This is a genomic window from uncultured Helicobacter sp., assembly GCF_949282165.1.
GTDB lineage: Bacteria > Campylobacterota > Campylobacteria > Campylobacterales > Helicobacteraceae > Helicobacter_F.
The window spans coordinates 95,968-110,799 of sequence record NZ_CASDOV010000001.1 but is presented as its reverse complement, the minus strand read 5'-3'; the positions used below and the strand labels follow the sequence as shown (position 1 = coordinate 110,799).

At 48.4% G+C, this 14,832-nt stretch carries 15 protein-coding genes; 13 read left to right on the top strand and 2 right to left on the bottom strand.

Translation table 11 applies throughout. The features are described 5' to 3' along the window. The first annotated feature begins 37 nt into the window (after positions 1-37). From traF to ACH2BK_RS00555, 6 genes are all read left to right on the top strand, one after another. Positions 38-1,879: a conjugal transfer protein TraF gene (traF, locus tag ACH2BK_RS00580; protein ID WP_395001689.1), complete on the top strand. Its 1,842-nt coding sequence runs from the start codon at positions 38-40 to the stop codon at positions 1,877-1,879. Positions 1,880-1,887: 8 nt separating this feature from the next. Beyond that, entirely contained in the window at positions 1,888-2,694 is an 807-nt protein-coding gene (gene hypB, locus ACH2BK_RS00575; RefSeq protein WP_395001688.1) for a hydrogenase nickel incorporation protein HypB, read from the top strand. Positions 2,695-2,827: 133 nt separating this feature from the next. Then, complete coding sequence (locus tag ACH2BK_RS00570; protein WP_395001687.1) at positions 2,828-3,067, top strand: HypC/HybG/HupF family hydrogenase formation chaperone; 240 nt, start codon at positions 2,828-2,830, stop codon at positions 3,065-3,067. Further along, entirely contained in the window at positions 3,060-4,061 is a 1,002-nt protein-coding gene (locus ACH2BK_RS00565) for a glycosyltransferase family 25 protein (protein WP_395001686.1), read from the top strand. The genes ACH2BK_RS00570 and ACH2BK_RS00565 overlap by 8 nt, the downstream gene beginning before the upstream one ends. A gap of 243 nt (positions 4,062-4,304) precedes the next feature. Then, the gene (locus ACH2BK_RS00560) at positions 4,305-5,081 is read left to right on the top strand and encodes a DUF815 domain-containing protein (protein ID WP_395001685.1); all 777 of its coding nucleotides are present in this window, start codon (positions 4,305-4,307) and stop codon (positions 5,079-5,081) included. A 180-nt stretch (positions 5,082-5,261) separates the two neighbouring features. After that, the gene (locus ACH2BK_RS00555) at positions 5,262-5,411 is read left to right on the top strand and encodes a hypothetical protein (protein WP_395001684.1); all 150 of its coding nucleotides are present in this window, start codon (positions 5,262-5,264) and stop codon (positions 5,409-5,411) included. Positions 5,412-5,439: 28 nt separating this feature from the next. Here the strand turns inward: ACH2BK_RS00555 and ACH2BK_RS00550 are convergent, their stop codons facing one another. Further along, positions 5,440-6,390 carry an aspartate carbamoyltransferase catalytic subunit gene (locus ACH2BK_RS00550; protein WP_395001683.1) on the bottom strand — a complete coding sequence of 317 codons (951 nt, stop codon included), beginning with the start codon at positions 6,388-6,390 and terminating at the stop codon, positions 5,440-5,442. Positions 6,391-6,408: 18 nt separating this feature from the next. After that, positions 6,409-7,473, bottom strand: coding sequence for a CapA family protein (locus ACH2BK_RS00545; protein ID WP_395001682.1), 1,065 nt, complete (start codon positions 7,471-7,473; stop codon positions 6,409-6,411). Positions 7,474-7,628: 155 nt separating this feature from the next. On the opposite strand from ACH2BK_RS00545, the gene ACH2BK_RS00540 reads away from it, so the two are divergent. The 7 genes from ACH2BK_RS00540 to ACH2BK_RS00510 all read left to right on the top strand — a co-directional run bounded on the left by ACH2BK_RS00540 (position 7,629) and on the right by ACH2BK_RS00510 (position 14,788). Then, positions 7,629-8,912: a citrate synthase gene (locus ACH2BK_RS00540; protein WP_394995991.1), complete on the top strand. Its 1,284-nt coding sequence runs from the start codon at positions 7,629-7,631 to the stop codon at positions 8,910-8,912. Continuing rightward, complete coding sequence (locus ACH2BK_RS00535; protein WP_395001681.1) at positions 8,899-10,332, top strand: aldehyde dehydrogenase family protein; 1,434 nt, start codon at positions 8,899-8,901, stop codon at positions 10,330-10,332. The genes ACH2BK_RS00540 and ACH2BK_RS00535 overlap by 14 nt, the downstream gene beginning before the upstream one ends. Positions 10,333-10,450: 118 nt before the next feature. Beyond that, complete coding sequence (locus tag ACH2BK_RS00530; protein WP_395001680.1) at positions 10,451-11,383, top strand: SLAC1 anion channel family protein; 933 nt, start codon at positions 10,451-10,453, stop codon at positions 11,381-11,383. Positions 11,384-11,454: 71 nt separating this feature from the next. After that, positions 11,455-11,667 (top strand): DUF4492 domain-containing protein, encoded by a 213-nt coding sequence (locus ACH2BK_RS00525; RefSeq protein ID WP_394995998.1) that lies wholly within the window; start codon positions 11,455-11,457, stop codon positions 11,665-11,667. An 8-nt stretch (positions 11,668-11,675) separates the two neighbouring features. Then, positions 11,676-13,274, top strand: coding sequence for a cytochrome ubiquinol oxidase subunit I (locus tag ACH2BK_RS00520; RefSeq protein WP_395001679.1), 1,599 nt, complete (start codon positions 11,676-11,678; stop codon positions 13,272-13,274). After that, positions 13,274-14,389, top strand: a complete 1,116-nt coding sequence (gene cydB, locus ACH2BK_RS00515; protein WP_395001678.1) for a cytochrome d ubiquinol oxidase subunit II — start codon at positions 13,274-13,276, stop codon at positions 14,387-14,389. The genes ACH2BK_RS00520 and cydB overlap by 1 nt, the downstream gene beginning before the upstream one ends. A gap of 255 nt (positions 14,390-14,644) precedes the next feature. Continuing rightward, a complete protein-coding gene (locus ACH2BK_RS00510; RefSeq protein ID WP_395001677.1) occupies positions 14,645-14,788 on the top strand; it encodes a hypothetical protein in 144 nt (47 codons plus the stop codon). Positions 14,789-14,832: the final 44 nt, after the last annotated feature.

Sequence of the window (14,832 nt, the reverse complement as noted above, 5' to 3'; positions counted from 1 at the left end):
CTTTGTGTATTTTAAGACTTTCTCAAGGATAGAATCTATGAAACACATCACAAGACTTGGTATGCTAGTGGGTGTGCTCGCGCTCACGCAGGGCTATGGGCTGGGATTTGGCTCTATGGGGCAAGTCTCTAGCTCGATGGGCGGTGCGGGTGTCGCGCTCAAAAACTCTGCGTGGGGCATCTACTACAATCCCGCTCTGCTAGGCGCTGATAGACGCGCAAAAGTGGGCTATAGCTTTGGTGCGCAGTTTAGAGAGCAAAACCTCCTCCAGCTCGCCACCATCGACTTTGAGGAGCTAAGCCAAATCACTACCACGCTTGATGAAAAGCTCCTAGGTGGCGCGAGTGTCGCGGGTGGAGCTATCACGATACCGGGCGGCACAGGCGGTAGCAATGGCAGCGTTACCATCGATGGTGCGCTTGGAAGCGCACTCGGCAAGCTCTTTGGGGTAGGAGCTAATGGGAGTGTGAACGAAGAAAACATTAAAAGTCTTGCACAACAAGTGGGGATTACTTGCAATGGTAGTGGCGCAACACAATGCGATAGCCTCTCAAGTCTAGGCGGTTCCTTAAAAAACAACACAGACGCGCAAAATAAACTCAAAGACAAGCTCGTCGATGCGGCAGAGGCTGCGGGTGCGCCTCCATTGCTTACCGGCATGCTTGATGGGATTGATGCGAGCAACATAGGAAAGATTATAGAAGAGGTGGGCAAGGGGGATTTTAATATGGAAAAATTCCTCGCATCAGCAGGCACTGTCACAATCCCGCGCGGGGCGGATTCTGATATAGATAAGCTCCTAGATGCCTTTGATACACTCAATAACACCTTGCAGGGCAATGACTTTAGCCTAAACTCCCAAAATGGTATCGTGATACAATTCCGCGGTAAGGAGCGCACTAAGAAAGTGGAGGCTGATGGTATCGGCGAAGTAACCGTGCAGGAAGCCGATAGCGGGCGCGGCGCGGTGGCTGTGGCGGTGCTCCCGCAAATGTTTGTGAATCTCTCAGCCACGATAAACCCCAATCATCAGCGACTAATCATCGGTATCGGTGGGTGCAGTGATATGGCCACGGGGGCAGGTTGTAGCCATTTTATCGAAGCTAAGCCCACTGATGGGGGACTAGAATTTAGCGTGATAAATGGCGGCAATGGTAACAGTAACCCTCCAAGCGAATTTACCGATCATTCTATCCTTAGCGGGAAACACACGCCTCACGGCATCGCGCTAGGGCTCATCGAGGTGCCCGTGGGCTATGGGCATACGATCTACACGGGCGCGGGAGATATCAATATCGGGGGCGCGGTGAAGTTTATCCAAGCCTTTGGCTATGTCTATAGCACGCCTCTTAGCTTTAGCGATCTCAAGTTTGAGCAACCAAGCATCAATGATATGACGATGCAGCAGACTTTTGGTATCGATGTGGGGATTCTCTACACACCCTCGTTTTTGCGTAAGTTTAACATCGGGCTCGTGGCAAAAAATCTCAATGCCCCCACGATAAATATGAAAAATGGCGCGGATGTGGTGCTAAACCGCCAATTTCGCGCGGGAGTGAGCTACGAGCTGCTAGACTTCCTCACGCTCGCCTTTGATGCGGACATACTGCCTAATAACACCCTATCGCTCACCAATCCCAAAAGCCAAATGATAGGCGGCGGGGTGCTCGCGGACTTCAAATTCGTGGATTTCCGTCTAGGTGCGATGAAAGACTTGCAGAGCAAGGCAGGGGAGGGCGCGATCCTCACCACGGGGCTCAATCTCTTTGGGTTTTTTGATGTGGCGGTAGAATACGGGCTAGGGCAGAATGTAACGCTCTATGGCTTTAATGTCTCAAACTATATGGCAATCAAGCTCGGCGGGCAGTTTAGCTGGTAGGAGCGCGTATGCACACAAGCCCTCAAACAAACTCTCAACTAAGCCCGCAAGCAAACTCCCAAAGTAATCCCCAAATAAGCCCCCAAACCACGCCCACGCGCCAAGACAGACTAGAATCCAACGCCGCGCTAAGCCCTAAGAGCGTCCAAGTCGCCAAGCGCATACTCTCACAAAACGACAAAAAGGCTAACGAACTGCGCGCGTTTTACAAAGCGCACAATCTGTATGTGATAAACCTAATGAGCTCGCCGGGCAGCGGCAAAACGACATTTTTAGAATCTCTAAGTGTTTTTGAGGATTTTAGATTCTGTGTATTAGAGGGCGATTTGCAGACTAATCGCGACGCGGAGCGGCTGCAGGCAAAGGGCGTGAGCGCGTATCAGATAACCACGGGCGAGGCGTGCCATCTCGAAGCGGCGATGGTGGAGCAGGGGCTAGAGGAGCTAGGGAAGTGCTGTAATGTGGGGAGCTATGAGTATCTCATCATCGAGAATGTGGGTAATCTCGTGTGCCCCGCGAGCTACGATCTGGGCGCGGCACTCAATGTCGTGTTTCTCTCCACGCCCGAGGGCGATGACAAGATCCTCAAATACCCGAGTATGTTTCTGTGCGCGGATGCCGTGGTGGTGTCTAAGGCGGATTTGTGCGAGGTGTTTGGCTTTAGTATAGAGCGTGTGAGGGAGGATTTATCGAGGCTCAAAAAAGATGTGCCGCTATTTTTGCTAAATAGCAGGGATAGCGCGAGCGTGGGGGCGATAAAGGAGTTTTTTGTGCGCTGCAGAGATGAGGGATTTTATAGCGCGCATATTTTTTAGGTGGCTTATGGTAGAGATTTGTGCGTAAGCACTGCTCGCTTAAGGGGGCAGGGCATGGGCGTGTGTAGCGTGCTTGAGGGGCGCGCGGCTTTGGCAAAATTTGTGATAAGGAAATTTGTGATAAGGAGCGAAAATGTGTCTAGCGATACCTTCTAGGGTGGATTCTATCGATAGGGCGAGCAATACGGCGATGGTCGATACGATGGGTGTCAAACGCGAGGCGCGGCTGGATCTGCTCGATGAGGAGCTTGCGGTGGGGGATTGGGTGCTGCTGCATATCGGGTTTGTGATGAGCAAGATCGATGAACAAGCCGCTAGAGAGAGCCTAGAGCTCTATGAGGAGATTATAGAATCTATGGAAGCTGATGAGTAAGCTAACAATCTACATCATCAACCTCAAACGCTCCAAAGATCGTTATGAAAGTATGTGCGAGCGGATCGCTGCGCTGCTAGATTCTCACCCGCACTTAAAAGACATATTAGAGTTTGAGTTTTTTGAAGCTATCGATGGCAGGGCAGGAGAGCATAAGAGATTTAGCACATATTATGATAGCAAGCTCTCCCTATGGCTACGCGGCAAGGAGCTAAGCGATGGGGAGCTAGCCTGCTTTGCCTCGCATTACCTCCTATGGCAGCGGTGCGCGGATCAATCCAAGCCCTGCATCATCATCGAGGATGATGTGCTCTTTAGCGAGCATTTCGCACAAGGCGTGCGAGAGATACTAGAGAGCGGGTATGAGTATGTGCGGCTTATGCAGCTGCGGGTGCTCAAATCTTCCAAGCCCACGCACGCGCCGCATATCCACTCTACCACGCAGCTATGTGGCGGCACGCAGGGCTACTACCTCGCCCCTAGCGCAGCGCGCAAATTCCTCGCTCACGCTAAGAAGTGGGTGTTTCCCGTAGATGATTATATGGATATGTTTTATATCCACAAAGTATGGATTTTTGTCAGTGTGCCCTATCTGCTAGCCTCCAATGAGGCACTAGAGACAAATATCACCGATAGAGAGGCACTCAAACCCTCCAAGATAAGAAAACTCACGCGCGAGCTCTCAAGGCTAGGGTTGCAGGTGTATAGGCAGGTGTTTTGTATAGTGCATTATTGGGAACGCAAGAGACTTTGCAAAAGTCCGAGAAATTCGGCTTGCACGCAATCTTTGCTTGATTTGTTCGGCTCGGCATCAGTCACTACCGACAAGGTAGCTCCCTCGCCTCGACTCCAAAAACAAGCAAATCTTACGCACAATCCTAGAATTTCCGGCAAGCCAAATGCGGAATCTAAAGAAAATACAGAATCTAAAGAAAGCTTAGAATCTAGCTTTGGCACTTTGGATTTGGATTCAGAATCTAAAAAGCTCGCATAATCCATAAAATCATCTAAAAATACACTTTTGCATTTTTCTCAAAGAAGTTTTGTTGTTAAAATAAGGGGCGGTTTGCGCTTTGTGCGACATATTTTTGCTTGATTTTTACTCTGCAAAAATGGCAGAATCTAAGTCCTTAGATTCTGCTTAGGCATCGTGCTCTCACACGCACTATTTATATTTGGCAAAGCCTCGTTAAGATTTTTTGACATTAAAACACACAATCCACTACAAAGGAGCGATATGAAACACTTTGACATAGACTTTAGCAGCACAAAGGCGTGCGTGTATCGCGGGGAGTTTGAGGGCTATGGCGGATTTTTGCGCCCTATTGTGGAATTTCAGTGCGTGGAGGCGGCACATTTGGTGGGGATTAGTGAGATTATTACCGCTCTGCGGGGCAACACACAGAGCTTTTTGGACAATGCAGGGGCGAGCAATGTCCTGCTGTGGGGTGCTAGAGGCTGTGGCAAAAGCTCGAGTATGCGTGCGGTTTTGTGCGAGTTTTTGCACTCTAGCGATACGCTGCGCGTGGTGGAGATACCTAAGCCCTCGCTAGCGATTTTGCCGCATTTGGTGGATTTCCTGCGCACTCAGCCCTATAAATTTGTCATTATGTGCGATGATTTGTGCTTTGGGCGGGGCGATGAGAGCTACAAGGCACTAAAAAGTATCCTAGATGGGGGCTTTGAGGCGCAGGCGCGCAATATTTTGTTTTATGCCACCTCTAATATACGCCACCTCCTGCTAGAGGAATACGCCCAAGACACGATGCACCTAAGCGATATGCAAGATGAGCTTATCTCGCTCAGCGATAGATTTGGGATCGCGCTGGGATTCTATACGCTTGGCAGTGGCGAGTATGCGAATCTCATCGCGCACTATCTAGGGATAGAATCTGGCGCGCTAGAGCCCACGCTGCGACAAAGAGCTCTCAACTACGCCACGCAAAAGGGGAGCAAAAATCCGCGTATCGCTAAGGAATTTGTAAAGCTCTACCAAAATGGACTGCTCTCATAAGCCGCACTAGCGGGGGAGTTATAGAATCTAAGCCCATTAGCGACATTATAGAATCTAAGCAATCCAAAACGATAGATTCAGGCAGTGTATGCTCGCGTAAGCCGGAGCGAGTGGGGATTCACTCCCCACGAGCGGCAGCAATTTGCTAGAGGCAAATTGCATCAAATGATAGGCTCTAGTTTGGTTTATAGAAAATGCGCTAGCCCAAGGGGCGTTCCTGACGCGATTACACTAAGAGATTCTATAATCTTGCTAAAAATTGCAGTGTATGTTCGCGCAGCGGAGGGGCGAGGGGCTCTGCCTCAAGCCCCGATAACAAGTTTGCCTTAGCAAACTTGCATCAAATGATATATAGGCTCTAGGCGATGAGGAAATCAAGAGCTGCCATACGCACGCATACGCCATTAGTTACCTGCTCGAGCACCTTGGAGCGCGGATCTTTGAGCACTTCATCATCGATATCGATATTGCGATGCACAGGTCCGGGGTGGAGGATAATGCAGGGGCTATCTCCCAAAATCTCTTTGGTAACACAAAAGCGCGAGGCGTAGTCTTTGAGCGAGCCATAAATGACTTGGTTATGCCGTTCTGTCTGGGTGCGCAGACTCATAATCACATCGACTTCCTTGGCGATTGTGCGCAAATCATCGCTCGTGCGCAGCTCGCTCTGAGGCAGGAAGTGCGGCGGTGCTACCAAAATCACTTCCATACCAAAGCGTGTGAGCAATTCGAGATTGCTATTTGCCACGCGCGAGTTTATCACATCGCCCACGATGGCGATTTTTTTGCCCCGTATAGAATCTAGGGGCGCGATGGGGGCGATATCGCTCCTGCCCTCCGTGGCGAGTAGCTCCTCAAGCCCAAAATGCTCGATGATAGTGAGCAAATCTAGCAGAGCTTGGGTGGGGTGGGAGTGCGCGCCATCGCCGCCATTGATGATGGGGCAATTGACTTGCGAGCTTAGGTAATACCCCGCGCCCGCGTTTTTGTGGCGTATGATGATGGCGTCTGGATTCATCGCGTTGAGATTGGCAGCGGTATCAGAGATCGTCTCGCCCTTAGAAGTCGAGCTGCGCGAGACATCAAGGCGCAGGATATCGCCCCCGAGGTTTTTTACCGCTAGTTCGAAGCTTGAGAGGGTGCGCGTGGAGTTTTCAAAAAAAATCGTGATCACATTTTTGTGCTTTAGGGGGTGGTGCGTGGGGGTTTTGGAGGCTAGGAGCTGCTTATAATGCAAGGCATTGACAAAGAGCGTGAGAATCTCGGCAGTGCTAAAGTCGCTCGTGCGGATTAGATGGCGTGGTGGCATAGAATCTCCTTATGTGGTTTATGGCTTGGGTGCTTTGCTCTGCTTGGCGGGCTTGTGGGCAAAGTTTGAGAACAAAATGGCGTTGTAGTCTCGCTCGATTTTTTTATACTCTGGTAGGAGCGAGTTATCAAGCTTACTAAATGGATAAAGGCGGAAGTGCTTGCCTTGCGTAGAGTGCGTGTAGATGAGCTCGGATTGGATATCATCAAAGACGATTTTGCCCTCTTTATTTTTATGCAAACTAAGCCCAATAAGCGCGCCGATATTTTTGGCTAGCCCCCTTTGCCCCGAGAGGAAGTTCCCTAGGCTATACACGACAAAGGCATTATCGATGATTTCAATGGGCTGAATCACGTGGGGGTGGTTGCCGATGATGATATCTACGCCATTTTGAGCCAAAAAGCGCGCAAGATCGCGCTGCTCCTCACTCGGGCTATGCTCATACTCAATCCCCCAATGCATTGAGACGATGAGCAAATCCACCTTAGGGCGCACGGCTCTAATGTCCTCTAGTAGCATCTCTTTGGTATAGACATTTACGAGGTATTCCTTGCCTTTGGGGAGCGGGATACCATTAGTCCCATAGGTGTAGGCGAGCATTGTGTAGGTTATGCCATTTTTGTGCATTATGCGCGGCGTGGCGCGAGAGTGCGCACTCTCATAGCTCCCAGCAGTGAGTAGATCGCTCCTTTTAGATTCCATAGCGCGCCAATATTTTAGCATTGCGCGCACGCCTCTCTCGCCCTTATCAAGCGTGTGGTTATTAGCTAGGCTTATGAGGTTAAAGCCTAGTGCGAGCATAGAATCGCCAAATTCTTGAGGGGAGTTAAACGCTGGATAGGTGCTAAGCCCAAGCTCGCTGCCACCTAAAATCGTCTCTTGATTGTAAAAGCGCACATCATAGGGCAAAAGAAGCGGGGCGATGGGCTCTAGCATAGGCGAGAAGTCAAAGCCACTCTCGGTGCGCGCGTCCTCATATACGCTTTTGTGCAGCAGCGCGTCGCCCACCATCACGATTTTTAGTGAATCTAATGCCAAAAGATGCGCCACACACACAATGCACAACAAAAACGCTCTTACCATCGCCGCCCTTTGTATAAATTGTGTAATTATAACACACGCAAAACCAAAGCTTTACTTTTTGAAAAACTTGCGCATAAGTTTAAAAATCTTTTAACCTCCTATTTAGAAACTTATGTAAGACTTTAAGCACAAACACTAAAATTAGGAGGTAACTTATGGGAACAATCACTCTCACCAACAACCAAACAAACGAAAGCTTTGAGTTTGAGCTCATCGATTGCAATCGCGGACCGCAGGCAGTGGATTTTTCTAAGCTCTTTGAGCGCACCAATATCTTTAGCTACGATCCGGGCTATGGAAGCACTGCAGGGTGCAAAAGCACGATAAGCTACATAGATGGCAAAAATAGCCAACTGCTCTATAAAGGTATCCCGATTGAGGACATTGTGGAGAAATACTCCTTTACCGATGTGTGCAAGCTGCTCATTACAGATTCACTGCCTAAGGATAAGCGCGAGTCTGATGAGTTTGATTTGGAGCTGCGCCATAGGGGCTTTTTGCACGAGGGACTTGTCAATATCTTCCAAGCATTCCCTGATAATGCCCACCCTATGGCAAACCTAAGCTCAGCAGTGGCGGCACTCTCGACATTTTACTTTGAGCACAGAGATATGCAAAAAGAAGAGGATTATCAAACAATGGCGCGCCGAATCATCGCCAAAATCACGACTCTTGTAGCGTTTTCATATCGCAACTCCGTGGGTGCGCCATTTATCTATCCAGATATCAATCGCTCGTATGTAGAGAACTTCCTCTATATGCTGCGCGCCTACCCACACGGCAAGCTAAAGCACACACTACAAGGCGAGCAGGAAATCACACCGCTAGAAGTGGAGGCACTCGACAAGCTTTTTAGCCTCCACGCTGATCACGGGCAAAACGCCTCTACTACCACCGTGCGCAATGTCGCCTCGACGGGCGCGCATCCATATGCTGCGATCTCTGCGGGGATAAACGCGCTATGGGGCGCGGCACACGGCGGAGCAAACGAAAAGGTGCTAGTCCAACTCGATGAGATTGGCGATGTCAATAATGTGGCAAAATTTGTTCAGAGGGCAAAGGATAAGAACGATCCATTTAGGCTAATGGGCTTTGGCCATAGGGTGTATAAGAGCTACGATCCACGCGCCAAGACGATTAAAAATCTCAAAGACGAGCTAGACAAAAAAGGTATCAAAATGGATCGTCGCTTAAGCGATATCGCCGAGAAACTCGAGGAAGTCGCGCTAAGTGATGACTACTTTAAGGCGCGAGGCTTGTATCCAAATGTGGATTTTTATAGCGGGATTATCCTCACTGCGCTCAAAATCCCTGTATCGCTTTTCACGCCGATTTTTGTCATAGGTAGGATGCCGGGCTGGTGCGCGCAGCTCATCGAGCATGTCAAAGATCCCACCACACGTATCACACGCCCGCGCCAAGTGTATGTTGGCAAATAAGCTCGCCCCCTTGCGTGAATATAGCAAGGTTTATAAACCACTGCAGGAGCGCACAGAGGCGCTCCAAAGCCTCAAAAAAACCCTCCAAAAGTATGAACCCCAAATCCTAGAGGCACTGCAAAAAGATCTCCACAAGCATCCTAGTGAATCTTTCCTCTCAGAATTGCTCCAAGTCTATAAAGAGCTAGAGTTTATGCTAAAGCACTTGCCCAAACTTATGCGCCCCAAGAAAGTCAAAACCCCGCTTACGCATTTTGGCTCACAGAGTAGAATCTACCCACAAAGCTACGGACTCGTGCTCATCATCTCGCCTTGGAATTATCCGCTCAATCTCTCGCTAATTCCGCTTATTGGTGCTATCGCTGGGGGTAATTGCGTCCTGCTAAAGCCTTCAGAATACAGCACGCACACTTCAGCATTGCTTATGCGCATCATTAGTGAATCACTGCCAAAGCTCGCACAAGTGGTGCTAGGAGATAGCAAGGTGAGTGAATCTCTGCTTGAAGAGCAATTTGATTTGGTATTTTTTACTGGTAGCGTGCCTGTGGGGCGGATCGTAATGCAAAAGGCAGCTGCCCACCTCACGCCTGTGGTGCTAGAGCTAGGGGGCAAAAATCCCTGTATCATCACAAAGAGCGCGGACATTATGAGTGCTGCCAAAAAAGTAGCGTGGGGGAAATTCCTCAATGCTGGGCAGACTTGCATAGCACCAGATTATCTACTCGTGCAAGAATGCGTGCTAGAGGAGTTTGTAGAGGCTCTTAAAAAATGGATTAGGGAATTTTTTGGAGAAAATCCAAAGCAGAGTGAGAATTTTGGGCGCATCATCAGTGCGCGCCACTTCGCACGGATAGAATCTCTTATGTATCGGAGTTTGGAATATATGGATTCGCTCCCTACGAGTGCTCGCAATGTGCCAAAGACAGATTCTATAAAATTAGTCCTCGGTGGCGAGCTAGACGCCAAATCCCTCTATGTCGCACCCACGATTTTTATCCTCCCGCGTGATAGGACACACCCTCTCATGCAAGAAGAGATTTTCGCGCCCATTGTGCCCATTATGCCTTTTAGGGAGCTTTCTGAATGTCTTGTCTTTAGTGCCCAATTCCCTAAGCCTTTGGCAAGCTATATTTTTACGCGAGATTCTACAGAGAGAGAATTTTTCTTACAAAATTTCAGCTTTGGTAATGGCTGTGTCAATGACTGCGTAATGCAGGTGGCAAATCCGCATTTGCCCTTTGGTGGAATTGGCAGTAGCGGTATGGGAAGCTATCATGGCGTGCAGAGCTTTAGGACTTTTACCCATCAAAAAAGCGTGCTAGAAAATCATTTTGAGATTGCGCTACGCTATCCGCCATTTAGGGACAAGCTCTTTGGGATAGATTTTAAGAAAATTTGTAAATTTGTAATGAGATTTTAAACACGCGCGATTGTGTGATAATCTCGGCCTTTATGGGTAGCTGATTGATATAAAAAAGCATAAGAATAATGCTATAATCCAATCCGCTTTATATGGTGTTTGCCTCAAGGAGTTGGGTATGTTTGAGAAGTTTCCCATTATGTTTTTTGCCGTTATTATGGGGCTGTGTGGGTTTATCCTAGCGACTTTGGAGCTAGGTGTGGTTGTAGAGAGTAATGTCGCGTTTATGGTGTCTGAAGCCTTGCGATGGGTGTGCTTGGGGCTTTTTGTGGTTTTTGTGCTCTGCTATGGGCTTAAAATCTTAAGTGCGATAGAATCTGTGCGAGCCGAGCTCCACCACCCCATAAAGATTAATTTTTTTGCGACTTTTTCTATCTCGCTTTTGCTCCTTGCCAAGCTTTTTGAGCGATACGCGCTTGCCTATGATGTGCTCTTTTTCTCTGGGCTCGTGCTGCAGACTTTTCTCACTTTTTATGTGGTTGCTTTTTGGATACGCAACAATATGGAGATTAAGCACTCTAACCCCGCGTGGTTTATCCCCATAGTGGGCAATATCATCGTGGTGGCAGCGGGGAAAAGTGAGTTTGGATTTTTGTGGTATTACTTTGATATTGCGATGTTTTTTTATCTCGTGCTTTTTATCATCATCTTTTATAGAATCCTCTTCCACGATCAGCTCGCCCAAAAGTTTATCCCCACGCTTTTTATTATGCTCGCACCGCCTAGTATGGGCTTTAGCACCTATATCAAGCTTGAGGGCTATGATTTTTTCGCACAATTCCTCTTTAGCGTTATGCTCTTTTTTGTGTTTTTGTTTTTCTTTTTGTATAAGAGTTTTTTAAAGCTCAAGTTTTTCCTCTCGTGGTGGGCTTTTACCTTCCCTAGTGCTGCGGTAGTGATGGCGGTGTTTAAGATGTATGAGCTTATGCCACAATCCTCATCGTGGCTGTATCTAGGCGTGTTTTTGTATGTGTGCTTGTGCGTGATAATGTGTATCGTGAGCTTTTTCACACTTAGGGGGATTATGGATAGGAGTGTTTTTGAGGATTGAGCATATGGGGCTGTATTTGCGCCTATGCTTGCGGCGTTAGAATCTCACAAACTTCACAAGGAGGCATTAGAATGCTAAAAAATATCTTTCTCTTTTATCGCGATGGGTTTAAAAATATGAAGCTAGGCAAAACGCTGTGGCTTGTGATTGTTATCAAGCTCATAGTGATTTTTGCCATTATTAAAGTCTTTATCTATGGAGGGGGCTTGCGTGATTTTGGTAGCGCGCAGGCAAAAAGCGCGTTTGTGCTGCAAAATCTCACACAAGAGAAACACAACAAATAGGAGGGAGTATGGATCTTAGCGTTGATTGGAGTAGGGCGCAGTTTGGGCTCACGGCGATTTATCATTTTTTGTTTGTGCCGCTGACTTTGGGGCTCTCGTTTATCGTGGCGATTATGGAGAGTATCTATGTGAGGACGGGGCGAGAGGAGTGGCGCACTATCACCAAATTTTGGCTCACGCTTTTTGGGATAAATTTCGCTATCGGCGTGGCGACAGGCATCATTATGGAATTTGAGTTTGGCACGAATTGGGCGAATTACTCGTGGTTTGTGGGCGATATTTTTGGCGCGCCCTTGGCGATTGAGGGGATTGTGGCGTTTTTTTTGGAGGCGACATTTTTTGCTGTGATGTTTTTTGGCTGGGATAGGGTTTCTAAACGCTTTCATCTCATCTCCACTTGGCTTGTAGCCATTGGGAGCAATCTCAGCGCGTTTTGGATACTCGTGGCAAATGGCTGGATGCAATACCCCGTGGGCACGATATTTAATCCCGATACCGCGCGCAATGAGATGGCAAGCTTCCTAGAAGTCGTCCTCTCGCCCGTGGCGGTTTCGAAGTTTTTACACACAGTGGCGAGCGGCTATGTGATCTCCGCACTCTTTGTGATGGGCGTGAGCGCGTGGTATCTACTTAGAGGCAGGCACACTCTCGCGGCAAAAAAGAGCCTCATCATCGGTGCGAGCTTTGGCTTTGTTACCTCGATATTTTTGTTTTTTAGCGGCGATGAGAGTGCGTATCAGGTAGCCCAAAAGCAGCCTATGAAGCTCGCAGCTATGGAGGGAATCTATGAGGGCGAGCACAGAGCCTCACTCGTAGCCTTTGGGATACTCAATCCCGACAAAAAGCCCGGAGATGCGCAACCTACCTTTCTTTTTGACATAAGCATTCCCTACGCGCTCTCAATCCTTGGCAAGCGAGATTCACAGGGCTTTGTCGCGGGGATAAACGACTTGCTTTATGGCAATGAGGAGCACGGTATCGTGCCCCTAGATACGCGCATAGCAAATGGCAAGCGCGCGCTTGAGGCACTAAAGAGCTACAAACTCGCTAAAGAGCAGGGCGACACAATCGCGATGAGCGAGCATAGGAGTATCTTACAATCCCATATGAAAGACTTTGGCTATGGGTATTTAGAATCTAGCGAGCAAGCCGTGCCGCCTATTGCCATAACCTTTTATAGCTTCCATCTTATGGTGGCGTTGGGGAGCTTGTTTTTTGTGCTCTTTATCGTGGTGCTCTATCTCTCAATGGCAAATGATATCACGCGCTTTAAGAAGATTCTGTGGCTATGCGTCATCGCTGTGCCCTTTGGGTATATCGCAGCGGAGGCTGGGTGGATCGTAGCTGAAGTGGGGCGGCAGCCATGGGCGATACAGGATCTTATGCCCGTGCATATCGCCGCGACAAATCTCTCGCACACCAATGTGCAGGTTTCCTTTTTTATCTTTCTCGCGCTTTTTAGCACTTTACTCATCGCCGAGCTAGGCATTATGGCTAGGCAGATAAAAAAGGGCTTTGGCACGGATTTTAGCGCAGACTTTGGCACAGAATCTGGCGCGCGCTCAAACACAAAACCAATAAGCGCAAAACCAACAAAGGAGCGATGATGTTTTTTGGCTTAAGTCATAGCGATTTGCAAGTGTATTGGTGGGTGATACAAAGCCTTTTGGGCGGTTTGCTCGTGTTTATGTTTTTTGTGCAGGGCGGGCAGGGGCTTATCGATAGGCTCTCACGCAATGAGGAGGAAAAAACCCTGCTCATCACTTGCCTTGGGCGCAAATGGGAGCTTGGATTCACGACTTTGGTGCTCTTTGGCGGGGCGGCGTTCGCGGCGTTTCCGCTCTTTTATAGCACGAGCTTTGGCGGGGCGTATTGGGTATGGCTAGCGATTTTGTTTTGCTTTATCATTCAGGCGGTGAGCTATGAGTATCGCAAAAAGCAGGGCAATCTCTTGGGCGCAAAAACCTATGAGGTGTTTTTAAAAATCAACGGGATTTTGGGCGTGTTTCTCATAGGCGTGGCGGTAAGCACATTTTTTAGTGGTTCAGCCTTTAGGCTAGATTCACAAAATTTCGTCGTGTGGGAGGGGGAGTGGCGCGGGCTAGAGCAGCTCAAAAATCCCTTTAACTACCTGCTTGGCTTTGCGCTCGTGTTTGTGAGCAGAATCCTAGCTGATAGTTATTTTATCAACGCCATTGGGCTAGATTCTATACGCCACAGGGCGCGCAGGGATATCCTCATCAACACGATTTTTTTCTTGCCGTTTTTCTTGGGATTTTTGGCGTGGATTTGTCTCAAAAGCGGCTTTGGAGTGAGTGAAAATGGCGTGGTGGAGATGGTGCCTCATCTGTATTTTCACAATTTTGTGCAAAACCCGCTCATTCTTATCCTGCTACTGCTTGGCGTGTGTGGCGTGCTGGCGGGGATTTATCAGAGTATCAAGGGCACGCGGGGGATTTTCGCGCTTGGTGCGGGCGTGGTGCTAGCGGTGATGGCGGTGTTTTTGAATGTGGGGCTTGGGAGGAGCGCGTTTTATCCCTCTAGCTCGCATTTGCAGAGCTCGCTTACTATCGCTAATGCGAGTTCGAGCTACTACACGCTTAGTGTGATGGCGTATGTGAGCTTGGTGATACCATTTGTGCTAGCCTATATCGTGTATGTGTGGCGCGCTATGGATGCCCAAAAGCTCACGGATAAGGACTTGGAGGGGCATTCGTATTAGGTTTTTGCAGGGCATTGGGCTTGCCACGACAAGGGAGTTTGGCTTGTGCGCAAAGTGTAGTTTTTTAGCAAATGCAGTTTCTCTCGTAAATCTTAAAATGCCAAGGGGCGAGCCCAAACACAGAATCTAGCTCCACAGATTCTCAAGTCATTACGCAATCCACTCCCAAAAATCCAACCAAGATTTAAAAGAAAAAGCAAAATACAGAATCTGAGCAATTACACAATCCACAACGCCAAAATTCTTACCAAGGCTTTGCCAAATAAGATAAATAGTGCGTGCGCAAGCACGAGCCGAGCAGAATCTAAAGATTCTAAATCTTTAGATTCTGCTCGGTATTGCGCTATCGCGCCCATTAATTGTATTTGGCAAAGCCTTGATGAGGTTTTTTTAAAGTAGTAGATTCTGTAATTGTTTTAGATTCTATGGAGGTGGATTCTGAT